Annotated in this window: 24 protein-coding genes; 15 read left to right on the forward strand and 9 right to left on the reverse strand. The window is 62.3% G+C overall.

Going from position 1 to position 23811, the window contains the following annotated elements; genetic code table 11:
- Positions 1-397: hypothetical protein (locus tag IRZ24_RS03780; RefSeq protein ID WP_297160614.1), on the reverse strand; the 397-nt coding region annotated here is incomplete at its 3' end.
- Between the two features lie 612 nt (positions 398-1009).
- Positions 1010-1375 (reverse strand): hypothetical protein, encoded by a 366-nt coding sequence (locus IRZ24_RS03785; RefSeq protein WP_297160615.1) that lies wholly within the window; start codon positions 1373-1375, stop codon positions 1010-1012.
- A gap of 498 nt (positions 1376-1873) precedes the next feature.
- Between IRZ24_RS03785 and IRZ24_RS03790 the strand changes: the two genes are divergently transcribed.
- The 11 genes from IRZ24_RS03790 to IRZ24_RS03840 all read left to right on the forward strand — a co-directional run bounded on the left by IRZ24_RS03790 (position 1874) and on the right by IRZ24_RS03840 (position 12537).
- Positions 1874-3607, forward strand: a complete 1734-nt coding sequence (locus IRZ24_RS03790; RefSeq protein ID WP_297160616.1) for a PEP-utilizing enzyme — start codon at positions 1874-1876, stop codon at positions 3605-3607.
- Positions 3604-4245 carry a GntR family transcriptional regulator gene (locus IRZ24_RS03795; protein ID WP_297160617.1) on the forward strand — a complete coding sequence of 214 codons (642 nt, stop codon included), beginning with the start codon at positions 3604-3606 and terminating at the stop codon, positions 4243-4245. The genes IRZ24_RS03790 and IRZ24_RS03795 overlap by 4 nt, the downstream gene beginning before the upstream one ends.
- Positions 4242-4967, forward strand: a complete 726-nt coding sequence (locus IRZ24_RS03800) for a cyclase family protein (protein ID WP_297160618.1) — start codon at positions 4242-4244, stop codon at positions 4965-4967. The genes IRZ24_RS03795 and IRZ24_RS03800 overlap by 4 nt, the downstream gene beginning before the upstream one ends.
- Positions 4968-5009: 42 nt before the next feature.
- Positions 5010-5849: a PEP/pyruvate-binding domain-containing protein gene (locus IRZ24_RS03805; protein ID WP_297160619.1), complete on the forward strand. Its 840-nt coding sequence runs from the start codon at positions 5010-5012 to the stop codon at positions 5847-5849.
- A gap of 244 nt (positions 5850-6093) precedes the next feature.
- Positions 6094-6987 carry an FAD binding domain-containing protein gene (locus IRZ24_RS03810; RefSeq protein WP_297160620.1) on the forward strand — a complete coding sequence of 298 codons (894 nt, stop codon included), beginning with the start codon at positions 6094-6096 and terminating at the stop codon, positions 6985-6987.
- A complete protein-coding gene (locus tag IRZ24_RS03815; protein ID WP_297160621.1) occupies positions 6980-9133 on the forward strand; it encodes a xanthine dehydrogenase family protein molybdopterin-binding subunit in 2154 nt (717 codons plus the stop codon). The genes IRZ24_RS03810 and IRZ24_RS03815 overlap by 8 nt, the downstream gene beginning before the upstream one ends.
- Positions 9134-9171: 38 nt before the next feature.
- Positions 9172-9678: a (2Fe-2S)-binding protein gene (locus IRZ24_RS03820; RefSeq protein WP_297160622.1), complete on the forward strand. Its 507-nt coding sequence runs from the start codon at positions 9172-9174 to the stop codon at positions 9676-9678.
- Between the two features lie 45 nt (positions 9679-9723).
- Complete coding sequence (locus IRZ24_RS03825; protein ID WP_297160623.1) at positions 9724-10569, forward strand: fumarylacetoacetate hydrolase family protein; 846 nt, start codon at positions 9724-9726, stop codon at positions 10567-10569.
- 8 nt (positions 10570-10577) lie between these two features.
- Positions 10578-10865 (forward strand): putative quinol monooxygenase, encoded by a 288-nt coding sequence (locus IRZ24_RS03830; RefSeq protein ID WP_297160624.1) that lies wholly within the window; start codon positions 10578-10580, stop codon positions 10863-10865.
- A gap of 218 nt (positions 10866-11083) precedes the next feature.
- Positions 11084-11812: a cyclase family protein gene (locus IRZ24_RS03835; RefSeq protein ID WP_297160625.1), complete on the forward strand. Its 729-nt coding sequence runs from the start codon at positions 11084-11086 to the stop codon at positions 11810-11812.
- On the forward strand, positions 11809-12537 hold the full coding sequence (locus IRZ24_RS03840; protein ID WP_297160626.1) for a histidine phosphatase family protein: 729 nt from the start codon (positions 11809-11811) through the stop codon (positions 12535-12537). The genes IRZ24_RS03835 and IRZ24_RS03840 overlap by 4 nt, the downstream gene beginning before the upstream one ends.
- Before the next feature lie 119 nt (positions 12538-12656).
- Here the strand turns inward: IRZ24_RS03840 and moaC are convergent, their stop codons facing one another.
- Both moaC and IRZ24_RS03850 read right to left on the reverse strand, forming a co-directional pair.
- Positions 12657-13172 carry a cyclic pyranopterin monophosphate synthase MoaC gene (gene moaC, locus IRZ24_RS03845; RefSeq protein WP_297160627.1) on the reverse strand — a complete coding sequence of 172 codons (516 nt, stop codon included), beginning with the start codon at positions 13170-13172 and terminating at the stop codon, positions 12657-12659.
- 123 nt (positions 13173-13295) lie between these two features.
- Complete coding sequence (locus IRZ24_RS03850) at positions 13296-13478, reverse strand: hypothetical protein (protein ID WP_297160628.1); 183 nt, start codon at positions 13476-13478, stop codon at positions 13296-13298.
- A gap of 370 nt (positions 13479-13848) precedes the next feature.
- Between IRZ24_RS03850 and groES the strand changes: the two genes are divergently transcribed.
- The 4 genes from groES to IRZ24_RS03870 all read left to right on the forward strand — a co-directional run bounded on the left by groES (position 13849) and on the right by IRZ24_RS03870 (position 18667).
- Positions 13849-14139: a co-chaperone GroES gene (gene groES, locus IRZ24_RS03855; RefSeq protein ID WP_069805481.1), complete on the forward strand. Its 291-nt coding sequence runs from the start codon at positions 13849-13851 to the stop codon at positions 14137-14139.
- A 276-nt stretch (positions 14140-14415) separates the two neighbouring features.
- On the forward strand, positions 14416-16041 hold the full coding sequence (gene groL / locus IRZ24_RS03860; protein ID WP_297160629.1) for a chaperonin GroEL: 1626 nt from the start codon (positions 14416-14418) through the stop codon (positions 16039-16041).
- A 506-nt stretch (positions 16042-16547) separates the two neighbouring features.
- Positions 16548-17837, forward strand: a complete 1290-nt coding sequence (locus tag IRZ24_RS03865) for a Tm-1-like ATP-binding domain-containing protein (protein WP_297160630.1) — start codon at positions 16548-16550, stop codon at positions 17835-17837.
- A complete protein-coding gene (locus IRZ24_RS03870) occupies positions 17834-18667 on the forward strand; it encodes a phosphoenolpyruvate hydrolase family protein (RefSeq protein WP_297160631.1) in 834 nt (277 codons plus the stop codon). Before IRZ24_RS03865 ends, IRZ24_RS03870 begins: the two co-directional genes overlap by 4 nt.
- A gap of 176 nt (positions 18668-18843) precedes the next feature.
- Here the strand turns inward: IRZ24_RS03870 and IRZ24_RS03875 are convergent, their stop codons facing one another.
- The 5 genes from IRZ24_RS03875 to IRZ24_RS03895 all read right to left on the reverse strand — a co-directional run bounded on the left by IRZ24_RS03875 (position 18844) and on the right by IRZ24_RS03895 (position 23599).
- Complete coding sequence (locus IRZ24_RS03875; RefSeq protein ID WP_297160632.1) at positions 18844-19728, reverse strand: amidohydrolase family protein; 885 nt, start codon at positions 19726-19728, stop codon at positions 18844-18846.
- A gap of 111 nt (positions 19729-19839) precedes the next feature.
- Positions 19840-20817, reverse strand: coding sequence for an aldo/keto reductase (locus tag IRZ24_RS03880; protein ID WP_297160633.1), 978 nt, complete (start codon positions 20815-20817; stop codon positions 19840-19842).
- Positions 20818-20961: 144 nt separating this feature from the next.
- Positions 20962-21741, reverse strand: a complete 780-nt coding sequence (locus tag IRZ24_RS03885; RefSeq protein WP_297160634.1) for a glucose 1-dehydrogenase — start codon at positions 21739-21741, stop codon at positions 20962-20964.
- Positions 21742-21829: 88 nt separating this feature from the next.
- Positions 21830-22153 carry an L-rhamnose mutarotase gene (locus tag IRZ24_RS03890; protein WP_297160635.1) on the reverse strand — a complete coding sequence of 108 codons (324 nt, stop codon included), beginning with the start codon at positions 22151-22153 and terminating at the stop codon, positions 21830-21832.
- A gap of 102 nt (positions 22154-22255) precedes the next feature.
- Entirely contained in the window at positions 22256-23599 is a 1344-nt protein-coding gene (locus IRZ24_RS03895) for an L-fuconate dehydratase (protein WP_297160636.1), read from the reverse strand.
- Positions 23600-23811: the final 212 nt, after the last annotated feature.

The raw sequence follows: 23811 nt of genomic DNA on the forward strand, positions 1-23811 counted from the left end.
GCAAAGCCATCAACCGCTGGCCCTGCTGGCAAACAAAACCGTCAAGGCAGACATAGACCCGCCAGCCAAGGCAGGCCCAGCGAGGAACCATCACCCAAAGCCAGCCAAGGCAGCAAATGATGAGGATCTCTGGTTGGCGGCAGAGCGCCAGACAGCTCACCAGGGCCGTGAGGAAGGGCACGCCCGAAGCTGTCTCGACCAGGCAAAAGAAGAAGCATACAAGTAGAAGCATGGCTCCCAGCCACAAAGCCTCCACGACTCCTGACAGCTCAAGCAGCGTCAGCTTGTAAACACGCAGTGGCGTACCCAGGCTGTATTGCAGAATCAGCCTCTCCACCGCCACTGGCATCGGCTCCCCCTCAACAGTGGGTGGCCATAGACCTTGCACGCGAGTCATCGTAAATCACCGGCCTTCCTCTCGCACTGGTGAACCATTGACACGCTTATCTATACCCGTGGCATTACCTTCTGCCCCTCAAGGGGGCGAAAGAACAACCTACCCATTTCCACAGAGCATAGACGACAATCTATGACAAGTCAAGAGACAAAAGAGGACAGATTGCAACAGTGGTAGTGAGAAGATTCCTGGCAGGAACAACAGATACAGCGACTGGCTTCAAGATAAACCGCTTTTGCTCTTGAGGAAGAGCCGCGCACAACGCTGCTCATCGACCTGGCAAGGGGCAAGTGACCATAGAGATTTGCCATGCGCCTGGGCTGCTAACCTGCCACAGTTATCCTAATGGGTGGTACTAGCAGGTCAGTGCCCTGTGCTGAAGAGGGCGAAGCACATGAGTGAGGCCGGTAATTCAGTGAACGAGAGTGAGCGGTCAGCAATGGGAGGAAACCGCAACGACTGCCGGCGTAGGCCAGGCCATAGACGGTAGATGGGTCGCTCCTGCCCTGCTCTCCGAGGCTCACACCGCCAGCGCAGAAGCAACACTAGCGAACGAGCCGCCGCGCCGTCCGGCGCCTGTCGCCGTGAGAGAGAGAAGAAGAATCAGCCACCCTATTGATCTGGGGGAAGCACGCGGTGCAGCATGCTAATCACGAGCGCCATCTGCTCTTTGAGCGTTGTGGTGTCGACTTTGAGACCAGAGACCTGCTCTGCGAGTTTCTCAGTGTCCCCCTTGAGGGCTGCAAACTGACGATTAGTCTGTTCCTCAAAGCGGATCAGGCGCTTCTCCTGGCGCTCGAAATCGAGCTTCAGACTCTCCTGGGCGGTCTCAATGCGCGTCAGCGCCTGGCGCATATTACGATGATCAAGGGCCGGGAGATCGACTTTGCCCAGCTCAGCTTTGAGCATCGCGGTCTCCTCTTGTAGTGGTGCCAGCTTCTGATCGATCAGTTGCTCAACTTCCTCCCGACTTAGCATGCGACAATCTCCTCATCATCCTTACTGAAGGCACAGGCCTCTTCCTACTAGATGGGCTGCTCAAAGCGAGGCCGCCCACTGTGAGCATAACATCCCGAGCGTCTCCCGTCAAGCAACGCCAGCCAATCCCTGGCTGTCTCTCGCCCATGGGCCTGGCGGGCGGTCTGGTTAGCTTCCCACCGCTCTCCCTCTGGGGCGCCGACCTTTCCCCTCACCCGCTTGACTTTCGTTTATCGATAATTTATTCTTGATAGAGAGCAGCGGCACAGAGACATGTGCCGGCCTGGCTAGCCTGGACCTGCTCTTACTGCTTGCTTGCTTCTGAGTGCGCCAGCCGTGTGCACGCGCCACACGGCCCGGCCAGCGTTCAGCGCGAGGAACGCTCACACCCGACCAGGGCGGCAGGATAGCCAGAGGGCGCGCCAGCCCGGCGCTGCGCAGCAGCCAATCAGCCTTGTGCCCGAGGTCGGGACCCGTTTTCAGAGAGGAAGGCTATTTATGAGCAGCAACGACGAAGTCCTGGGCACATTCTACGGCGACGAAAGCTTCCCCATCACCTGGGAAGAGGGCGAGCAAGAACTGTTCTGGATCTACGACGACCTGCACATTCCTAACCCTGTCTCGCCCATGTTCTTCGACATCGGCGGCTGGTGGCTCACCTGCGACCACATGTTCCGGCGCTTCGGCACCCCCTTCGCCTGTGACTGGATCGCCAAGAACATCAACGGCTACGTTTACACCGCCGCCGTACCCGCCGACTCCTCCCTGCGTGCCGAAGCCACCGAATACCAGGCGCGCTACGTCCCGCGCGTCCCGCGTGATCCCGACTATCCCCAGAAAATCGGCGCCTACATGAACGCCGTCCTGCCCCACTACGCCCACAACTTCCTTGACTGGTGGCAGAAGCGCCTGCGTCCCGAAATGGAGCGCAACTTTGCCTATCTCGACAACTACGACACCGAGCACGCCAGCCTCGTCGAGCTAGCCGTCCTCCTGGAGGACGCCATCGACATCCACGACCGTCACTGGAAAATCCACTGGATGCTCAACTTTGCCCAGTTCTCTTCGACCCTCAACCTCAACGCCCTCATTCAAGAAATCAAGGGGCAGGTTGATCCCAACCTGATGGGGCGCCTGCAAAGCTCGCTGGCCGATCGTAACTGGGACTCCATCGAGGCCCTCTGGCGCATCAAAGAAGAGATCAAAGCCGATGACGACCTGCGTCAGCTCTTCAAGCGAGGCGAAACCGCCGCCGACATCTGGCGTGCCCTGCAACAATCCTCACGTGGCCAACAGCTCATTCGCGAGCGCATCGAACCCTACCAGCAAGAATTTGGCTACAAATCGATCTGGTCTCACGAATTTGCCTTTCCCACCTGGAAGGAACAGGCCACCCCGATTATCGAGATCCTGCGCGGTTACCTGGAGACTGACTACGACTATCCGCGCACCATCCAGGGAGTGCGCGAGGACCTTGACCGTGCCATTCACGAACTGATGGACGATGTCCCGCCTGGTGAAGCGCGCGAGCGCCTGCAGCAGGCCCTTGACCTCTCGCTGCGCATGAACCCGCTCACGCCCGATCACCATTTCTACATTGACCAGGGGACCAATGCCCGTCTGCGCCTGGTCCTGATCGCCATTGGCAAGAAGCTGGTTCAGGCGAAACTGCTCGACGACCCCGAAGACGTCATGTACCTGCGCTACAATGAGCTACGCCTGCTCATGACCAACCCTGGCGCCGTACCGGCCCGCGAGCTAGTCTCACAGCGGCGCGACGAACGCGAGCGGGCCTACAACATTCGCCCACGTGAATGGGTCGGCACAGCCACCAGGACCGCCCTAGCCTTCCCCTACAACGCCCTCTGGGGCTTCCCGGACAAGTTCTACAAGCAGCCGGCCCAAAAGAGCGACGAGATCCGCGGCCTGGCCGCCTCGCCTGGTGTCGTCGAAGGCCCGGCGCGTGTCGTCACCTCGCTAGAGCAATTCGACCAGGTACGCGAAGGCGAAATCCTCGTCTGCCGCATGACAAACCCCGCCTGGGTTGTGCTCTTCACGCGCATCGTTGGTCTGGTCACCGACGCTGGCGGCGTGACCTCACACCCGGCGGTCGTCTCGCGTGAATTCGGCATCCCGGCAGTGGTCGGCACCTCTGACGCCACCCAGCGCATCAAAACCGGCGATCGCCTACGCGTCAACGGTGCCACCGGCGTGGTGGAGGTCCTTGCTTGACGCTGACACGTAAAAGCCTGCGCCAGCAAATCAAAGAGATCCTGCTGACGCGTATTCTGCAGGGGGAATACCGACCCGGCGACCGCCTGATCGAGCTACAAATCGCCCAGGAATTCGGCACCAGCCAGGCGCCGGTGCGCGAATCCCTGCGTGAGCTAGAGGCCCTTGGCTTCGTCGAGTCGGTTCCCTACCGCGGGGCGCGCGTCCGCGCCGTCTCGCAGCAGGAGCTGGCCGAGGTCTATCCCGTGCGCGCCGCCATCGAAGAGGTGGCGGCGCGAGCAGCGGCGGCCAACCTGGCAGGCGAGGTCGGCGCCCTGGAGGCTGAGATCGCCGCCATGCATCGCGCCGCTGACGATGGCGATCTCTATGCCCAGGTCTGCCACGATGTCGCCTTCCACCGCCTCATCGTCGAGGCCTGTGGCAACCGCGTCCTGCAAGAAGTCTGGCGCTCGCTGCGCATTGAGGCTCGCACCCTCATCAGCGTTGTCAAGACCGAAATCGAACCGCACCATCTGGCCGAGATGCACCGTCCCATTCTGGAGGCACTGCGTGCCGGCGATGGTCCCCTGGCAGGTCGTCTGCTACGCCAACATGTCGAATTCTTCGGGGAACTGGTCCTGAAAGGAGAACATGCATGACTCGCCTTGTCGATCTCTCGATGCCGGTGCACAAAGGCATGATGACCTTTCCGCGGGTCGTCCCGCCAGCCCTGCTGATGTACGAAACCTGGCAGGAGTTCGCCGAAGGCATCGGGGCCGCCCAATACGGCGCTACCTGGCTGACTGCCTCCTATATTGTCATCCAAGGCGACCACATTGGCACCCACTGCGACGCCCTCAAGCACGTGCGCGGCCCCGATGCTCCTGGTCCCGAGGGCATCCCGCTAGAATATTGCTACTCCGACGGCGTGGTCCTTGACTTCCGCGACAAGCCCTACGGCTACGGCATCACGCGCGCCGATATCGAGGAGGCCCTGGCCAAAATCAACTACACCCTCAAACCGCGCGACATCGTCCTGATCCAGACCGGCGCCTCCGCCTACAACACCGAGCCGCGCTATCTAACCGATCACTGCGGCATGACCGCCGAGGCCACCCGCTACCTGATCTCACAGGGTGTGCGCATGATGGGCACCGATGCCCCGACCTTTGATCCGCCTGTGTGGGCCATGTTCGAGCGCAAACAGTTCTGGGAGGCCCACCTTGTCATGAAAGAAGAGGACTACTGGCATCTAGAGAACCTGGTCAATCTCGATCAGTTGCCGCCCTGCAATTTCAAAGTGGCCGTCTTCCCCATCAAATGGGTCGGCACCACCGGGGCACCCGTGCGCGCCGTCGGCATCATTGAGGACGAGGACTAGCGCCGGCAGTAAGCGAGCGACGAGAGAAGGAGTGCATGTATCATGCGACAGCAAGTGCAGGGGGCTATTCTCTGGTTTGACGAAGCGGCCTGCTGTGACGTACGCCAGGCCGGAGGCAAAGGGGCCAGCCTGGCAGCCATGACAGCCCGCGGCCTGCCAGTGCCGCCCGGCTTTGTCATACCGGCCTACGTCCTGGAACAATCGGTCGATCGCGAGCGTCTCCTTGCCCTGGCATTGGACCAGCGCCATGCCGAAGCTCAGGAGCTGGTCCGCCAGGCCGCAGCGCCGCGCGAGTCCATCGTGGCCGCCTACGAGCGCCTGGCGCCCGGCAACGCGCCGGTAGCGGTGCGCTCCTCGGCCTGCGCAGAGGATTCCGAGGCCGCCAGCTATGCTGGCCAGCAAGAGACCTATCTCAATGTGCGTGGGGCCGACGAGGTCTGTCGGCGCGTCGTCGACTGCTGGGCCTCCTTCTTCAGCGAGCGCGCCCTGTTCTATCGGGCCCGCAAAGGCTCGCTACACGACCTGGGCATGGCCGTCGTCGTTCAGAAGATGCTTACTCCCGAAAAGTCCGGCGTCCTCTTCACAGTTGACCCCGTCAACCGGCGTCGCGACCGCCTGATCATCGAAGCCGTCTTCGGTCTCGGCGAGCAAGTCGTCTCGGGCGAGGTCACCCCGGACCACTACGTAGTCGACCGCCATGGCAACATTAAACGCGAGCAGATCATCGGCACACGGCGCGTTCTGGAAGCGGAAGAGCTTCGTCGCCTGACAGAGCTGGGCCTGCACCTGATGGAGCTGTTTGGCGTCCCCCAAGATATTGAATGGGCCATTGAAAACGGACAGCTCTACCTGCTCCAGTCGCGTCCCATCACGACCCTCTGACTCGCGACTGTCTGGCTCTTCTTCTTCGTTCTTGCCAGGCTCGCCCGCTTTGCCGCAGCGCTTCAGTGCCCGGCAGGTGGGCGAGCCGAAGACAACACGAGCAAGGGCGGCCAGATGTCTGCGCGCGTGCAGACGGATCAAGGAGCGACGGAGCAAAGCAACCAACCAGTTGCGGAGTGAGCACAGAAAGAGAGCTTGCTAGCTAACAAGCAAGTAAGAAGCAAAGAAAGAAGCAGAAAGCCCTATGGCCAGACACATTCCCGCGTGGCTCGCACCGACATCCCTGGAAGAGGCCCTGGAACTGCGTGCCCGCTACGGCGAAGAGGCCACGGTTGTGGCCGGTGGGACCTTTGTCGGCATTCTCATGAATCAAGGCCTGCTGCAACCGGCGGCCCTGCTGACCCTGCGCCAGATCCCACAATTGGCCTATCTGCGCATTGAGGACGCCGATGCCAGTGGCCAGCCTCTGCTACGCATCGGCGCCATGACGACTCATCGCGCCCTGGAGCGCTCGCCGCTGGTCCAGCGCGGCTGGCCCGTCCTGGCCGCCACCTTCGCCCTGGTTGCCAGTCCGCGCGTGCGCAACCAGGCCACCGTCGGTGGCGTCCTGGCCGATGCTGACTACGCCTCCGATCCGCCGGCCCTGCTGCACGCCCTTGAAGCCAGCGTTGTCGCACGTAGCTTGCAGGGTGAGCGTCTGATCCCTGTGGAAGAGCTGATCATTGGCCACTACGAGACCAGCCTGCGCCCCGATGAACTACTGACGGAAGTCCGGGTCCCCAGGACGATGGAAGGCGCCGTCTATCGTAAATTCCGTTCGCGTTCCAGCGAAGACCGCCCCTGTGTAGCTGTTGCCGCCGTCCGCCGTAGGGGACGTCTGCGCGTCGTGGTAGGCGCGGTAGCCGAGCGTCCGCAATACTTTCCCGAGATCTGTGCCCTGGCTGAAGGGCAGGCACCCATTGAGGCGGCGCTGGCGCGCGAGATCGGCGAACGCTACGCCGCCGCTATTGAACCGATCAGCGACGCTCGTGGCTCAGCCCACTACCGCCGGCGCGTTATCGCTGTCGAGGTACGCCGCGCCCTGGAGGACCTCAACCGGATCATTGCGACAGAAGGAGGGAGCCAGCGCCATGCCTGAGCCAGAGATGCCAGCCGCCAACAGCGCCGATGCCGCCAGCCTTAGCAACGCCCATTACCCTGAGCCTGACCCGCGTGTAACCGGAGCCATCCGCTATGCCCAGGACGTTGAACTGCCCGATATGCTCTATGCCTGCGTTGTACGCTCGCCCTATCCTCACGCGCGTGTCCTGCGCGTCGACACCTCTGCCCTGCCCGCCGACGTTGTTGCCCTGACGCCAGACGACGTGCGCTCGCTCGGCCTCTACGGCTGCCAGATCAAGGATCAGCAGGTGGTGGCCATTGAGCGGGCCCTCTATATTGGCGATCCGGTGGCCGCTGTGGCCGCCGCCTCGCCGCGGGCTGCGCGTGAGGCCGCCGAGCTGATCGAAGTCGATTACGAAGAGCTACCGGCAGTCTTTGACGCTGTGGAAGCCATGCAACCCGGGGCCCCGCTCCTGCATCCGGATCTGGCCATCTCTGATAATGATGCCGCCTACTTCGGCATGCGTCCCGAGCCAGAGCGCAACGTCTGCCACCACTTTCGCATTCGCCACGGTGACATCGAGCGAGGCTTTGCCGAAGCTGAAGTTATTGTCGAAGAAACCTATCATACACCTAGTGCCCAGCACGTTCCGATGGAGCCACATGCCTGCCTGGCGCGCTGGACTCCCGACGGGCGCCTGGAGGTCTGGACCGGGACGCAGACGCCCTTTAATCTGCGCATGGACCTGGCCGGTATCTTCGGTCTGCCCCAGGAGCGCATTCGCATCATCGCCCCGCCGATGGGGGGAGCCTTTGGCTCCAAAACCTTTGTGCGCTACGAGGCCATTGTAGCCTGCTTAGCACGCAAGGCCGGGCGTCCCGTCAAACTCGTGCTGCGACGTGACGAAGAATGGCTGACCCTCAACCGTCATCCGGCCACCATTCACGTCAAGCTGGGCGCCAGACGCGATGGCACCCTGGTCGCCAAGCAGGTGACCTGCTGGGCCAACACCGGCGCTTACGCCGACTGCGGCCCCGGGGTCGCCCAGAAAATGGGCTTCGCCTCACCCGGTCCCTATCGCATTCCTCACGTCTGGGTCGACTCCTATTGTGTCTATACCAACCTACCATCTAACGGCGCTTTCCGCGGCTACGGGGCCACGCAAGCTGTCTGGGCCTCGGAGCGTACGATGGATCTGCTAGCCGAGCGTCTAGGTCTGGACCCCCTGGAGCTGCGCCTGAAAAATGTGCTCGTCGATGGCGATCGCTACTGCACAGGCGAGATCATGCACGACGTGCATTTCGCCGACTGCCTTAAGGCGGTAGCTGAGCGCATCGGCTGGCAGCATGGACGCCGCGGCAAAGGGCTGGCCGTGCTGCTCAAGGGCATGCAGACGCCAAGCCGGGCCTCTATCGTGGTTGAAGCCAACGAGGATGGCAGCTACACGGTTCATTGTGCCACCGCTGAGATGGGTCAGGGGGCCTGGCGTGCCATCCGCATGCTGGCCGCCGAACAGCTCGGTGTGCCTGTCGAACGTGTGCATTTCCCTGTACCCGACACCGACATCGTGCCTTATGATACCCGCACCACCTCCAGCCGCTCAACCTACATGATGGGGCGGGCCTTGGTGGAAGCCGTGCGTCAACTCAAAGAGCATGGCGAGCTGGGCTACGGCGAATGCATCAACGAGGGCGGCCTTGATCCCGACACTGGCCAGGGCATCGCCTCGACCCACTGGCATCAGGGAGCCGCTGCGGCTGAGGTGCGTCTTGACGAAGAAACCGGCAAACTGGAGGTCCTCCATCTGCACACCGCCATCTACGCAGGGCGCGTCGTCAACCCGCCGGCGGCCCAGCTACAAAACGAAGGCTCGATGATCATGGGCCTCGGCAGCGCACTCTTTGAAGAGATCACCTTTGCCGATGGCCAGGTCACCAATGCCAATCTCTCTGACTACAACATCCCGGCGGCAGACGACCTGCCGCGCATCACCTACGACCTCATCGAGCGTCCCGGCGCCGAGATTCATGGTCTGGGCGAAACCGCTCTGCCGCCGGTGCCCGCCGCTATCGGTAATGCACTCTTCTCGCTCGGCATTCATGTGCGCGACCTGCCGCTCACGCCCGAGCGTGTCCTTGAAGCGAGCGAGCGACGCAGCGCCAGTAGCGCTGCCGCGGTCTGATGCGGACGGAGAGGAGAAGGAAGAGAAGGAGCGCCATCATGGCAGCAATGGAGATCCACTTTACACTCAACGGCCAGCCGGTCGCAGTGCAGGCTGAGCCGGATGAAATGCTGCTAGAGGTCCTGCGACGCGAACTAGGCCTACGCAGCGTACGCGAGACCTGCGGACTGGGCATCTGTGGCGCCTGCACGGCTCTGCTCAACGGCCAACCCATCTCGACCTGCATCTTGCTGGCGCCCCTGGCTGAGGGCTGTGACATTACCACCGTCGAGGGTCTGGGCGGTCGCCATCCCGTCCAGCGTGCCTTTGAGGAGGTGCAGGCTTTTCAGTGTGGCTACTGCACCCCCGGCATGATTCTGACGATCAAGGCCCTGTTGGAAGAGCAGCCCGAGCCAGACGAGGAGACGATCAGGCGCGCCCTGGGTGGCAACCTTTGCCGCTGTGGCTGCTATCTCAAGATCATCCAGGCCACGCAGCGCGCCGCTGTCCTGCTGGCCGAAGAGCGGCGGCGTCAGGTGGAACGGAGCGCTGCCTCAACCTCGTAATATCGGCTATGCTATCCTTACCTAGAGATCAGGGAGTCGCCGACAATGAAATTCGTGACCTATGATGCTGGCCAGGGGCCGCGCGTCGGCCTACTGGAAGGGGAACAGATCTTTGACGTGGGCTTCTCGGGCGACATGGTGGCCTTCATTGAAGCCGGGGCCCCCATCGCCCAGCGGCAGCCCGTCAGTGGGGCGCGCCTGTTAGCGCCGCTGCGCCCGCGCTCGCTGCGTGACTTCCTGGCCTTTGAAGGCCATCTCAAGAACGCAATGACGCGCCTTGGGCGCCCCATTGCTCCCGAATGGTACAGCGTGCCCGCTTACTACAAAGGGCTGCCGGACACCGTCATCGGCCCCGACGAAGAGATTCCCTGGCCGGCCTATACCGAGCGCCTCGACCATGAACTAGAACTTGCCGCCATCATTGGACGGCGTGGCAAGGATATCCCCAAAGAGGAAGCCATGCACTACATCTTTGGCTACACCATCTGGAACGATGTTTCGGCCCGCGACGTGCAGACGCGCGAGCTGCCCGTGAACATGGGACCAGGCAAGGCCAAGGACTGGGATGGCTCCAATGTCCTGGGACCCTGCATCGTCACAGCCGATGAAATCGATCCAGGCAATCTGCGCATGCTGGTGCGCGTCAATGGCGAGGTCTGGGGCGAGGACAACTCGGGCCACATGCATCATACCTTTGCCGACATGATCGCCTACGCCTCACAGGCTCAGACCCTCTACCCCGGCGAAGTCTTCGGCTCCGGCACCGCCGCCGGCGGCTCCGGGCTGGAGCTGGATCGCTGGCTGCGCGAGGGCGACGTGATCGAGCTGGAGATCGAGGGCATCGGCGTTCTGCGCAATCGCGTCGGCAAAAAGCCGCAGAGAGGAGTGTAACGCAAGCTATGGCCTACATTGTTGCTGCCTATTGGCGTGCCAAACCCGGCCAAGAGGAGACCATCCGTCGCGTGCTGGAGATCATGACACCTCTGTCGCGCCAGGAGCCTGGCTGTCTCTTCTATCAGCCGCATCGCTCACCGGATGACCCGCGTCTCTTCTTTATCTACGAGCAGTATGTTGACGAGGCGGCTTACGAGGCCCACATGGCTACGCCTCACTTCGAGCAGTACGTGAAGGGCGAGGCTATTCCCAACCTGGAGAGCCGCGAGCGCCACTTTTTCTGGACGCTCTGAGGTTGCGGCCTAGGCAGCGCTCGGCCTGCCATTCCGCCCGTGTCAGGGAGGGGAGGGAGGCGGAGAGAAAAGCCAGAGCGGCAGCTTGCAGCGTCTGAGGATAAGCGCCTTGAGCGAAGAGCAGCGCCCACCTCGCAGGCTCGCCCGCCTGACCGGCGCCTAGGCCAGAAGCCCGCTATATTATTAAGGAATCCATTGAGCGCAACGAAGGCGAGACTATGACCAGAATTATCGATCTCACGCCGGCGGTGCCCGAGGGTTTCAAGGGACCGCCATCGACCAACATCGGCGTTCACTTCGAAGTGCGTACCAAGTTTGGCGAAGGGGCGAAAGGAGAGCGCCCCTACTGGCAGTCGGGCCAGGTGACAATGAGCCTGCACACGGGCTGTCACGTCGAATCGGCCCTCCACTGCTTCGAGCGCGGCGAGGCCATCGACCAGGTGGCCCTTGAACGCGTCATTGGCAGCGCTATCGTACTCGACCTCACACCCGTTGAGGAGCGCATGCTGATTGATGTGCCCTTACTAGAGCGGGCGCTCGAGCGCCTGCGAGCCCGAGGCGAAACGATTCGCCCTGGCGATATCCTACTCCTGCGCAGCGACTGGGCCCAGCGCGCCATCGGCACGCCTCTCTACTTCCCGCGCTCGCCAGCCCTCACTGAGGCGGCGGCTCGCTGGTTGGTTGCCCAACAGCCCAAGAGCATCGGCTGCGACTTCTTTGAGGAGCCAGCGGCCCGTGAGCAAGGCTGGACAGCCGATCAATTCGTGGTCCATCGCACCATTCTGGGGGCAGGCATTCCCCTCATAGAAGGCCTGGTCAATCTGGCGCAGTTGCCGCCGCGCTGCCAGTTCTTCGCCCCCTTCTATCACTTCGCCGGCATCGACAGCGCTCCGGCGCGGGCCTTCGCCCTCATTGCTGACGAAGAGCCGACGGAGGTGCAGACATGAGCGAGCGGCCCACGCCGCTGATCATCCAGCTCATCCGTCACGGGCGCGTGGCCTCCCACCGTGGCGATGTCCCCATTACCGAGGAAGGCAGGCAGGAGATCGCGCGCCAGGCGAAGGCCCTGGCCCAGCGCCTCCTGCCCGGCGAAGAGATCTTTATCCTGCATGCTGCCCCCCGGCGCGCCAGCGAGACCGCCCAGGTCCTCTACGAGGTACTGGCTCAGGCCGGCAGCCGGCAGGGTGCCGGCCTGAGCCTCCGCGTCCACGCACCGCAGCGCTGCGACGCCCTGCGCACGCCCGACCTCTACCTGGCCGGCACGCGGGTCGAAATGGTCAGCAGCGCCACCGCCCTGGTAGAGCAACTGCCACCGGCGAGCGGCCTCGGCGCCGAAGATGTGGCACGTCATCCCTTCTGGCAGGGCTTCTGGAGCACACCCGATCGCATCGGCTACTGGGTCAACCTACCCGATCCGCCAGGCGAAGACTCGCGGAGCGCAGCGCGCCGGCTGTGGACCTTTGCACGCAGCCTGGCCGATCTGCCCCGCCAGCGGCCACGACGCTATCTCTGCGTCTCCCATTCGCCGCTCCTGCGTGCCTTCCTGCGCCACTACCTTTTCGAAGGCGCCGATCCTGGCGAACCCAACTACGGCGAAGCTATTGAGATCGAAGCCCTCTCCGCAGGCACCTTCCGCGTGCGCTATCGCCAGCGGCAGCGTTGCCTGAGCTGAACCAACAGCCGTCCCAGCAAGTCAAAGGGCGGAGCAGCCGATCCGGCCCAATCCGGTCCGGTCTGCACTCCCGCGCCATGATCAGCCAGCGGAAGCCAGACAGGCCGGCCACCTGCTAGCTAGCGAGTAGGGGCCTCGGGTGTAAACTCAACCACGCCATGCTGACCGCCGCTCTTGCGGGCGACATAGGCCTGCTCCAGCGTAATCGTCGGATCAACAGCCTTGCACATATCGTAGATCGTCAGAGCCGCCACGGTGGCCGCCGTCAGCGCCTCCACCTCGACGCCCGTCTTGTAGGTTGTGCGTGCGCTCGTCTCGATCAGGATCAGCCCCTGCTCACGTTGCAGCTCAAAGGTTACCCCTACATGCGTCAGCGGCAGAGGATGACAGAGCGGGATCAATTGCGGAGTAGCCTTAGCAGCCATAATGGCAGCAATACGCGCCACCTCGAGCACGTTACCCTTGGCGATCTGATTCTGCTCGATCAACGCCAGCGTCCGAGACTGCAGGCGCACACGGGCGCGGGCAATAGCCTCGCGCAAGGTCTCCGCTTTCTCGCTCACGTCAACCATGCGCACATGGCCGGCGCGGTCGACGTGGCTCAGCTCAGACGATCTCTCCTCTGGCAGAGACATCGCAGTGCTTCCCCCTTTCCTTTACTCGGACCCGCCGGCCCAGGCAGGCCAGCAGGCAGACAGACGGGAACCACCCCAAGAGGCTTCACCAAAGCGGGCCTCGCTCGCCCGTCACTCACTCACTCACCCACCCACGCGAGCCAGCCACTCCCGAGCAGCAGCGGCCTGACTGGACAACGGCCTGAGGGAGAGCCAGGCCGCTGCTGCTGGCAGTATACCATCGCGCAGTACACCAGAGCCAGGGAGATGAGGAGTCTGTTGCCCGTCCAGCGGCGACGCCGAGCGGCGGAGGAGTGATTCTAACATTTCTCTAACACAATTCCTACGGAACTCTAACGCTTCTCTTGTGTTGTTCTAACGGCGGATGTGGCATTTAGTATAGGCGGAGAGAACCCAGGACAGGACAGCAAGCCAAGAAAGAGACTTCCCAAACGGTCGAGGTCGAGTGACAACCAAGCGGACGGTGAGCGGCGGTCAATGCCCCGAGCCGTGCCGTCCTGAGTGGGGCCATGCTGAAGCGGACCGGGTTGCAGTCTCGGGGACCCGGCACGTGGGTGGCATGGGCACTGCCCGGAGCGGTGCGACAGGGGGTCAGGCTGCGGCAGCCGTCCTTTTGTGAGCTTACTTCTTCCCCTGACCGGAGTTCGCGAACGAAGAGCGAAGGGAGTGTATGCGCATGGCGAAGATTCGTCCCGTAGGCGACCGTGTCGTGGTCAAGCCGCTTCCGAAGGAGGAAGTGACCAAGAGCGGGATCGTCATCCCCGATACAGCCAAGGAGAAGCCGCAGGAAGGCACGGTGATCGCCGTCGGCAGCGGGCGCCTGCTCGATAATGGGGACCGGGTGCCCATTGAGGTGCGCGAGGGCGATCACGTCTTGTTTGCCAAGTACGGCGGTACCGAGTTTAAGCTTGACAACGAAGAATATCTGGTGCTCAAAGAGAGCGATATTCTGGCCGTGCTGAGCTAATCTGGGCTGCTCTCGCACTGGACAGCACCGGGCGAAATCGCGCTCATCTCTATTCATCCATGTGATCTGCTCGGCTGAGCGAAACGAACCTGTTACTTCTTACCGCTTTTCTCTGAGCAAGGCTGGTCCAGCATCGCGTGTCTGCCTCAGCGCAGCCGCAGAGGGCGGGCCGGCCATGAGAAGAACAGCCGTTGGGATAGGGAACCAAGCAGGTAAATCGGTAAAGAAGAAGGACGCAGTAGTAGTAGTCGTTTGAAAGCGAGGTGGAGTACAGCGATGGCGAAGCAGCTGGTCTTTGACGAACAGGCGCGTCACGCTTTGAAGAAGGGTATCGACGTATTGGCGGAGGCTGTCAAGGTCACCCTTGGCCCCAAGGGGCGCAACGTCGCGCTGGATAAGAAGTTTGGCGCGCCCAGCGTCACCCACGATGGCGTTACCGTCGCTAAGGAGATCCAGCTAGAGGACCCCTTTGAGAACATGGGTGCTCAGCTTCTGAAGGAAGCGGCCACCAAGACCAACGACGTTGCTGGCGATGGTACGACAACCGCCACCGTGCTGGCGCAGGCCATCGTGACTGAGGGTCTGAAGAACCTGGCCGCCGGTGCTAACCCGATGCAGTTGAAGCTTGGCATCGACAAGGGTACCGAGGCCGTCGTCGAATATATCCGCTCCAAGGCCATCCCCGTTGAGGGCAAGAAGGAAATTGCCCAGGTTGCTACGATCTCCGCTGCGGATGAGACCATCGGTAACCTGATCGCCGAGGTCATGGAGAAGGTCGGTAAGGACGGCGTCATCACGGTCGAGGAGTCCCGCGGCATTAACTTCGAGACCGAGTATGTCGAGGGTATGCAGATCGACCGCGGCTATATCTCCCCCTACTTCGTGACGAACTCCGAGAAGATGGAGGCCGTCATTGACGAACCCTACATCCTGATCACCGATAAGAAGATCAGTGCCGTCCAGGATATCCTGCCCATTCTGGAGCAGCTAACGCAGCAGGGTAAGCGTGAGATCGTCATCGTGGCTGAGGATGTCGACGGTGAGGCGCTGGCGACTCTGGTGGTGAACAAGCTGCGTGGCGTGCTGAACGTGCTGGCTGTCAAGGCCCCGGGCTTCGGTGATCGCCGCAAGGAGATGCTGCGCGATATGGCCATCCTGACCGGTGGCCAGGTGATTAGCGAGGAGATGGGCCGCCGCCTCGATAGCACAACGCTGGCCGATCTGGGTCAGGCCCGCCGTGTGGTGGCCACGAAGGATAATATGACGATCGTCGAGGGCCGCGGTAATCCCGCCGATATCCAGGCTCGTATCCGCCAGATTAAGGCCCAGATCGAGGAGACCACCAGTGACTACGATCGCGAGAAGCTGCAGGAGCGCCTGGCGAAGCTGGCCGGCGGCGTGGCGCTGATTAAGGTCGGTGCCGGTACCGAGGTGGAGCTGAAGTATCGCAAGACACGCGTTGAGGATGCGCTGTCGGCGACACGTGCTGCGGTCGAGGAGGGTATCGTCCCCGGTGGCGGCGTGGCTCTGCTGAACGCCATCAAGGCTCTCGATAATGTGAAGCTGGAGGGCGATGCGGCGACCGGTGTCTCGATCCTGCGCCGCGCTCTGGAGGAGCCAATGCGCCAGTTGGCGATCAACGCGGGCCGCGACGGCTCAGTGGTGGTCGAGGGCGTGCGCCGCGCTCAGCAGGAGCAGAAGAACGAGAACGTCGGCTACAATGTGCTGACCGATCGCTACGAGGATATGGTTGCCGCCGGTATTATCGACCCGGCCAAGGTGACCCGCTCGGCTCTGCAGAATGCTGCCAGCATCGCGGCCATGATCCTGACAACCGAGGCGCTGATCACCGATATCCCGGAGAAGGAGAAGGCGCAGTCGACGCCGGCTCCCGAGTACTAAGCGCCCTCGGTCAGCCAGGCTTCACACCTTTAGCGCTTCCGCTTCTGGATACCTCAAGGAGACTCCCTAAAGCTCAGCGCCCCTTCCCCTCTCGCCTGCGTGGGGAAGGGGCTTGCTTTTGGCCCACCTGGGGCTGATCTGCTTTCTATCTCTACCTCATCCCCAGCCGCAACGCTCCCCGTTAGACGGCTTCTCCATAGCTTCTCTCGTCTTCTCAGCTCCGCTTCCCCAGCCTACTACTTGTCTGCTTGTCTGTCAGACTCGTCGCTTGACGCGCTTCGGGGCTGGCGGATAGACTAAGCGTGTCAGGCAGAGCCGCGGCACCGTGTGCAAGGCTGTCTACACATCCTGTCGGTTTGATCCTACAGTGCTCTTTCAGCGCTTATCTAAGAGGCTGTGATTCTCTCTCAACAGAGAGGGGAGCGCCCTGCCTGGCTGACTGGCTGGCTAGCAAATCATAGCCTGCTGGGCAGGGAAAAGGGAAGAGGAAAGGACAAAGGTGTCTTATGGCTACGGTTGTTCTGGTTGGCACCCTTGATACGAAGGGCCACGAATACGCCTATCTGCGCGAGCGCGTGCGGGCTGAGGGCTGCGATGTACTGCTTGTCGATGCTGGAGTCAAGGGCAAGCCGCTAACGCAGCCGGACATCAGTCGCGAGGAGGTGGCGCACGCCGCTGGGGCAGATGTAGCGGAGCTAGCGGCCCGTGGTGATCGCGGCGCGGCGGTCGAAACGATGGCGCGCGGTGCCACAGCCATTCTGACCGACCTCTTTGCTCAGGGGCGTTTGCACGGCGTCCTGGGGCTGGGTGGCTCCGGTGGCTCGGCTCTCGTGACCCAGGCCATGCGAGCCTTGCCCATTGGCGTCCCCAAACTGATGGTCTCTACGCTCGCCTCGGGCGATACCCGTCCCTATGTGGGGGCTGTCGACATCGCTATGATGTACTCGGTTGTCGACATTGCCGGCCTCAATCGTCTCTCGGAGCGCATCTTGAGCAACGCCGCCGCCGCTATTGCCGGCATGGCCCGCGCCTATGCCTCCTTCCAGCCGACGCCGAGCACGCGGCCCCTCATTGGGGCCACCATGTTTGGCGTCACCACGCCCTGCGTCACGGAAGCGCGGCGCTACCTCGAAGAGCATGGCTACGAAGTACTGGTCTTCCACGCTACCGGCACGGGTGGTCAATCACTGGAAGCGTTGGTCAAAGGCGGCTTCCTGGCTGGCGTTCTTGACATCACCACGACCGAGCTAGCCGATGAGCTGGTAGGCGGCGTCCTGAGCGCCGGCCCTGAGCGTCTGGAGGCGGCTGGCCGGGCGGGACTGCCACAGGTCGTCTCACTTGGTGCCCTTGACATGGTCAATTTTGGCCCAATGGAGACGGTCCCCGAGAAATTCCGCACCCGCCGTCTCTACAAGCACAATCCGACCGTGACCTTGATGCGCACCACCCCCGAAGAATGCGCCGCCCTTGGCCACATCATCGCGCGCAAGCTCAACCAGGCGCGTGGTCCCACAGTCCTGTTCATCCCCCTGCGCGGCGTCTCTCTCATCGATACTGAAGGGCAGCCCTTCTACGATCCCGGGGCTGATCAGGCGCTCATCAGTGCACTCAAAGCCGACCTGCAACCCCATGTCGAGGTCCATGAGCTAGACATGGACATCAACGACCCGCGCTTCGCCCAGGCGATGGCGCGCCGCCTCGATGAGCTGATTCAACAGCATCAACAGGCGCAGCAGACTGGAGCGCCAACAAAGCGAGCATCTCAAGCGCCCAGTGAAGGAGGAACAGCGTCATGAATCGAGCAGAAGCACTTGCACGGTTGCGAGAGACCGTCAGGCAAGGGGGAGTGATCATCGGCGCCGGCGCGGGCACCGGCCTCTCAGCTAAGTGCGCTGAGGCCGGCGGCGCCGATCTCATCATCATCTACAACTCGGGCCGCTACCGCATGGCTGGGCGCGGCTCGCTGGCGGGCCTGCTCCCCTATGGAGATGCCAACGCCATTGTCGTCGAAATGGCCGGCGAGGTCTTGCCGATTGTCAAGCGGACGCCCGTTCTGGCCGGCGTCTGTGGCACCGACCCTTTCCGGGTCATGCCCTACTTTCTGCGCCAGCTCAAAGAGATGGGCTTTGTCGGTGTCCAGAACTTCCCCACCGTTGGCCTCATCGACGGCGTCTTCCGCCAGAACCTGGAAGAGACCGGCATGGGTTTCGCGTTAGAGGTCGAGATGATCCGCCAGGCGCACGAGCTAGACCTGCTGACAGCGCCCTACGTTTTCGATCCTGAGCAGGCGCGGGCCATGGCCGAAGCGGGGGCCGACGTCTTGGTCCCTCACATGGGGCTAACGACCAAAGGCACGATCGGCGCCCAAACGGCGCTGACGCTTGACGAGTGTGTCGAGCGCATCCAGGCTATGCACGATGCGGCCAAGGCCGTCAATCCCGATATTCTGGTGCTCTGCCACGGTGGCCCAATCGCTGAGCCAGAGGATGCTGCCTATGTGCTGGCGCGCACACGCGGCGTAGTTGGCTTCTTTGGCGCCTCCAGCATGGAGCGCCTGCCGACCGAAACGGCCATTACCGAGACCACCCGCCGCTTTAAAGCCTTGCGCCCTGGTCAGGCCTCCTGAGCGCCGCGGCTGAGAGTCCTCCCCCACCCCACCAGGCAGCGCCCGCAAGAGAAAGCACAGAAGAAGCAGCGAGCCGGAGCCTCCTCATCTGAAACTGCGCCGGCTCGCTGCCGTTTAGCCTACCGTACCGCTGAGCAAGGGCATTGACCTTGACCAGCGAGCGCGGGACGGCTGAATTAGAGACGATAGACCTGACGCGCGGTCTCGGACCACAGCAGGCGCTGCTCATGCAGTGGGTAGGCGCTCAGCATCGCTCGCAACGTCTCGTACCAGCGCCGATAACTGGAGGCCAGCAGAACAACCGGCCAGTCGCCCCCGAAGAGCAGGCGCTCAGGGCCGAAGGCCGCCATGACCGTCCCCAGATAGGGGACCAAATCATAGGCGCTCCAGTGCTCGTGATCAGCCTCGGTCACCATGCCACTCACCTTGCAGACCACATTTGGCAGCTCGCCCAAGGCCCGCATATGCTGTCGCCACGGCTCGTGCTCATGCGTGCGAATCGGCGGCTTCCCCAGATGATCAAGGATGAAACGTGTATCGGGGCAGCGTCGCACCAGCTCCACGGCGCTGGCGAGCTGCTGATGGCGCAGACAGAGATCGCAGGAGAAACCATAGTCGGCGAGCAGGCGCACGCCGTCGATGAAGGCTGGACGCAGACAGAAATCGTCTTCCGCCTCGTTCTCGATATTACGGCGTACCCCCTTAATCAAGGGGGAAAGTGAACGCAGCGCCTCCAGGTGCTCGCGCACCGCCAGGCCTTGCTCTAAGGGTGCCGCAGCGACAATAGCCTTCAGGCGCGGCTCTTCCCGCGCTAACTCGACAATCCAGGCCGCCTCACGTAGCGCCTCCTCGGGCGCGACCACCACCTCAACGTAAACCAGAGCCTCGATCGGCAGACCCTGCGTCTGCTCGCGGTAATCTGCCGGCCCAAAGGCTCGCTTCAGTTGGGGAACAGCTTCCAGCCAGGGCATACGAAAGCGCTGCGGGTCCCAAAAATGCACATGAGCGTCAACGATGGGGAGCAGCTCATCGGCTCCCGTCGGAGGAACACCATCGCTCATCGAGGCTCTTGCTCCTTTCTGTAGGCACCTGGTAACCGTAGCCAGGCCAGCCGACCAGCCTGCCTGGTCGGCAATTGCGGCACCCGGCGTTAAGCAAGGCCTGGCCAGAAGTTAAGCGCCCTGGCCCTGATAGATAGCCTCTAGCTCCTGCCACAGCTCATCAGGAATGGGCTGCTGCGCCAGGGCCAACGTCTCAGCGACGCGCTCGGGACGCGTCACGCCGACGATCGTTGAGACAATGCGCTCATCGCGCAGCGAGAACTGCAGAGCTGCCGCCGCCAGCGGCACCCCATAGCGCGCACAGGCCGCCTGCATACGACGAGCCTTCTCCAACAGCTCTGGGCTGGCTTCACCGTACATATAGCGCGGATAGGCCTCCGGCCCCTTCGCCAGCAAGCCACTGCCGTAGGGAGCAGCGTTCACCGTCGCCACCCCGCGGCTGCGGCACAGGTCCCAGAAACGATCAGCCTCGCGGTTCAGCAGCGTATAGCGATTGTGCGAAATGGCCGCCTCGAAGAGGCCAGTTTCCACAAAGCGCGTCATCATCTCGATCGGACCGCCAGCGATTCCCAGGTGCTCGATCAGGCCCTCCTCTTTCAACTGGAGCAGGACCTCAACCGGACCGCCAGGCGCCATCATGACCTCGAAGGGGTCCTGTGAAGGATCGGGAATATATTCGGGATCATGCAGATAGACCAGTTGCAGCCGCTCCAGACCAAGCAGGCGCAGACTGCGCTCGACGCTGCGGCGCATCTGCGGACCACTGAACTCGCCCGTCTGCAAGTTGCGGTCGGCCTTCGTTGCCAGGACAAAGCCGGCAGGTAGTCCCCCTAGCTCGCGCAGTACGATACCGATACGGCGCTCACTCTCGCCATCGCCGTAGGCCGCCGCCGTATCCAAAAAGTTGATCGGGCTGGCAAAGACCGCGCGGATCGTTGCTAAAGCCCGCTCCTCGGGAACCTCGTAGGCAAAGGTTTCTGGCATATTGCCCAGTGGTGCACAACCGATACAGAGCGGCGTCACCTGCAATCCCGTCGTACCCAGTGCTCGCCGTGGCAGCGAAGCCGCCGTACCCGTTTCAGACGACATAGCCACAAACAGACCTCCTCTGACATGCGCTCATCAGTCTCAAGCTCAGACACGGACATCTGTCCCGGCGGCAGAGGCAGGCCTCTGCTCCGCTGCCTACCCCTGCCATTGCTGAGCCAGGCAAGCCGCAGGAGTAAGTCAGCGTCAGATAGCCGTCCAACCGCCATCGATCACCAGCGCAGAGCCGGTCACAAAAGCCGCCTCATCCGAGGCCAGGTAGAGAGCCGCCGCCGCGATCTCCTCGGGCCGTCCCATGCGCCCTAGCGGCTGGCGGGCATGCAGTTGCTGGCGTACCTCATCCTCGTGGCCAGCGAAATCGCGTGCAAGGTAGCCTTCTACAAACGGCGTGTGCACCGTGCCCGGACAAATCGCATTGCAGCGAATGCCCTGCTTCACGTAATCGGCGGCAATGGTGCGAGTCAACGCCAGAACTGCCCCCTTGCTTGCGCTATAGACCAGGCGGCGCTCGACGCCGATCATCGCCGCCACCGAAGCGATATTGATAATCACCCCGCCACGTGGCTGCTGAGCCAACATCTGGCGCACCCCCTCACGGGCGCAGAGAAAGACGCCACGGGCATTGACACGCATCACGCGCTCCCAGTCCGCGAGCGACGTCTCCAGCACAGTGCCCACATGACTGATGCCAGCATTATTGACCAGAATATCGAGCCGGCCCTCGCGGGCCGCCATCTCAGCCACCGCCGCGCATACCTGCTCCTCCTCGGAGACATCCAGCGTCCAGGCGCGAGCCTGACCGCCGGAGGAGACTATCATCTCTGCCACACGCTGAGCCGCCTCTGGGCGCACATCGGCCACTACCACGCGTGCGCCCTGATGGGCGAACAGCAGCGCAATCTGCTCACCGATCCCCGAGCCGGCACCTGTGATCAAAGCCGCCTTCCCATCCAGGCGAAAGACCACGCTTATCCTCCTTTCCGCTCTGCTGATGCAAACCTCTCCAGTGCCTGGCGCGGTAGCGCCCATCTCTGCATCTCGCCATGTAGCAACCCTAGTCCGTATGAAAGACCTCGCGCATCGTGGCCCACCACTCGCCAGGCGCACGCGGCTCCACAGGCTCCTGTAGAGGATCGGTCAACTTCCACCACTCCTGAGTTTTCGGATCGGCGGCCATCTTCGCCATATCGGCCTCATAATCAGTGCCGACATACTCAAAATAGGCGAAGAGGAGCGTTCCGTGGCGGAAGATCGTGTAGTTGCGGATATTGCAGGCGTGAATAGTTGCCAGCACCTCGGGCCAGACAGCGGCATGCAGCCGCTCGTAGGTCTCGATAGCGTCTGGCTTGAGGGCGATGATCTGTCCGACTCTGCGCATAACTGGTAATCCTCCTGTTATTGTAGCGCGCCCAGCAGGCACAAGGAAAGCCTGCCGTCCCCATCCCAGGCCACCGCGCCGTCAGCCGATCCACTCGCCAACTCACACCGCCCCTCGATCAGCCGGTTCATCATTCCCGGCCCGATATGCCGCCCAGACTGGCCCATCGGGAAAAGAGTAAGCGGCGATCGAATCCGCGTGCATAGTGGCGCTATAGCCTGGCGCCAGCGGCGGTAGATAGCGCGCCTGGCGCATCACCACGGGATGGACGAAATGCTCGTGCAGATGCGGCGTATATTCGATCATGCGCCCCTCCAGTGAGCCACTGACAGCGATATAATCGAAGATCGCCAGGTGCTGCACATACTCGGAGAGGCCCACACCACCAGCATGAGGACAGACCGGCACCCCATACTTGGCAGCCAGCAAGAGCACAGCCAGCACCTCATTAACGCCACCCAGGCGACAGGCGTCGATCTGGCAGAAGCCGATGGCCTGCGCCTGGAAGAGCTGCTTGAAGATAATGCGATTCTGGACATGCTCGCCCGTGGCCACACGCACCGGGGCAATAGCGCGGGCAATAGCTGCATGGCCAAGAATGTCATCGGGGCTGGTCGGCTCCTCAATCCAGAGTGGCTGGAACTCTGCCAGCTCATGCATGGCGGCGATCGCCTCCTCAACCTCCCATACCTGGTTGGCATCCATCATCAGCGTGCACTGGGGGCCAATCTCTTCGCGCATGATGCGAGCCCGCTGACGGTCACGTTCAAGACCAAGGCCGACCTTGAGCTTGAAGTGGCGCCAACCTTCGCGCAGCGCCTGCCGACAGAGGGCCCGGAGCTGCTCATCGCTGTAACCTGACCAGCCGGCGCCGGTGGTATAGGCAGGATAGCCGACGCGCAGCAATTCCGCCTCACGCTCAGCGCGCGTCGGCGCCAAACGCGCGAGCATCTCGACCGCCTCCGCAGGCGAGAGCACGTCGCTCAGATAGCGGAAATCAATACAGGCTACCAACTGCTCGGGCGACATGTCAGCCAGCAACTTCCAGAGCGGCTTTCCCTCGACTTTGGCCCATAGATCCCAGACTGCGTTCACCAGAGCCGCCGTGGCCATGTGGATCACGCCTTTCTCCGGCCCGATCCAGCGTAGCTGGCTGTCACCGGTCATATGGCGCCAAAAAGCTCGCATGTCGCTGGTAAACTCTTCCAGCGTGTGCCCACGCACCAGCGGCGCCAGGGCCTGGATAGCGGCCACACAGACCTCATTGCCACGCCCGATGGTGAAGGTGAAGCCGTGGCCCTCCAATCCCTGGGGATGGTCGGTTCGCAAAATAACGTAGGCCGCCGAATAGTCAGGATCAACGTTCATGGCATCCGAGCCGGCCAGCGTGCGCGAGGTGGGAAAGCGAATGTCGTAAGCCTGAACATCAACGATGGTTACTGTCAATACACCACTCCTTTTTCCCTGGCTGGCAAAAGGCGCTGCCATCGCAGCAGCGAGCACTATGTGCGCCTCACCGCGCTGAAGCGCTCAGATCATAAACTCGATAATGAAATGCTCAAAGTGCATGACGGCCAAGACTCGCAATTCTGCGGAGGCAGTGCTTGCCTTGACGCTGCTGCGCCACCTGAAGGTATACTATATTCTGTATTCAGAAT

This window comes from Thermogemmatispora sp. (assembly GCF_019683755.1).
In the GTDB taxonomy this organism is placed as follows: domain Bacteria; phylum Chloroflexota; class Ktedonobacteria; order Ktedonobacterales; family Ktedonobacteraceae; genus Thermogemmatispora.

What these genes read in the sequence shown, in the direction of transcription:
- IRZ24_RS03870 (WP_297160631.1), top strand. Translation starts at nt 17,834, where the DNA reads ATGAATCGAGCAGAAGCACTTGCACGGTTGCGAGAGACCGTCAGGCAA.
- IRZ24_RS03825 (WP_297160623.1), top strand. Translation starts at nt 9,724, where the DNA reads ATGAAATTCGTGACCTATGATGCTGGCCAGGGGCCGCGCGTCGGCCTA.
- IRZ24_RS03800 (WP_297160618.1), top strand. Translation starts at nt 4,242, where the DNA reads ATGACTCGCCTTGTCGATCTCTCGATGCCGGTGCACAAAGGCATGATG.
- IRZ24_RS03890 (WP_297160635.1), bottom strand. Translation starts at nt 22,153, where the DNA reads ATGCGCAGAGTCGGACAGATCATCGCCCTCAAGCCAGACGCTATCGAG.
- IRZ24_RS03810 (WP_297160620.1), top strand. Translation starts at nt 6,094, where the DNA reads ATGGCCAGACACATTCCCGCGTGGCTCGCACCGACATCCCTGGAAGAG.
- IRZ24_RS03785 (WP_297160615.1), bottom strand. Translation starts at nt 1,375, where the DNA reads ATGCTAAGTCGGGAGGAAGTTGAGCAACTGATCGATCAGAAGCTGGCA.
- moaC (WP_297160627.1), bottom strand. Translation starts at nt 13,172, where the DNA reads ATGTCTCTGCCAGAGGAGAGATCGTCTGAGCTGAGCCACGTCGACCGC.
- IRZ24_RS03820 (WP_297160622.1), top strand. Translation starts at nt 9,172, where the DNA reads ATGGCAGCAATGGAGATCCACTTTACACTCAACGGCCAGCCGGTCGCA.
- IRZ24_RS03805 (WP_297160619.1), top strand. Translation starts at nt 5,010, where the DNA reads ATGCGACAGCAAGTGCAGGGGGCTATTCTCTGGTTTGACGAAGCGGCC.
- IRZ24_RS03840 (WP_297160626.1), top strand. Translation starts at nt 11,809, where the DNA reads ATGAGCGAGCGGCCCACGCCGCTGATCATCCAGCTCATCCGTCACGGG.
- groL (WP_297160629.1), top strand. Translation starts at nt 14,416, where the DNA reads ATGGCGAAGCAGCTGGTCTTTGACGAACAGGCGCGTCACGCTTTGAAG.
- IRZ24_RS03865 (WP_297160630.1), top strand. Translation starts at nt 16,548, where the DNA reads ATGGCTACGGTTGTTCTGGTTGGCACCCTTGATACGAAGGGCCACGAA.
- IRZ24_RS03830 (WP_297160624.1), top strand. Translation starts at nt 10,578, where the DNA reads ATGGCCTACATTGTTGCTGCCTATTGGCGTGCCAAACCCGGCCAAGAG.
- IRZ24_RS03790 (WP_297160616.1), top strand. Translation starts at nt 1,874, where the DNA reads ATGAGCAGCAACGACGAAGTCCTGGGCACATTCTACGGCGACGAAAGC.
- IRZ24_RS03880 (WP_297160633.1), bottom strand. Translation starts at nt 20,817, where the DNA reads ATGTCGTCTGAAACGGGTACGGCGGCTTCGCTGCCACGGCGAGCACTG.
- groES (WP_069805481.1), top strand. Translation starts at nt 13,849, where the DNA reads ATGGCGAAGATTCGTCCCGTAGGCGACCGTGTCGTGGTCAAGCCGCTT.
- IRZ24_RS03850 (WP_297160628.1), bottom strand. Translation starts at nt 13,478, where the DNA reads ATGTTAGAATCACTCCTCCGCCGCTCGGCGTCGCCGCTGGACGGGCAA.
- IRZ24_RS03815 (WP_297160621.1), top strand. Translation starts at nt 6,980, where the DNA reads ATGCCTGAGCCAGAGATGCCAGCCGCCAACAGCGCCGATGCCGCCAGC.
- IRZ24_RS03835 (WP_297160625.1), top strand. Translation starts at nt 11,084, where the DNA reads ATGACCAGAATTATCGATCTCACGCCGGCGGTGCCCGAGGGTTTCAAG.
- IRZ24_RS03875 (WP_297160632.1), bottom strand. Translation starts at nt 19,728, where the DNA reads ATGAGCGATGGTGTTCCTCCGACGGGAGCCGATGAGCTGCTCCCCATC.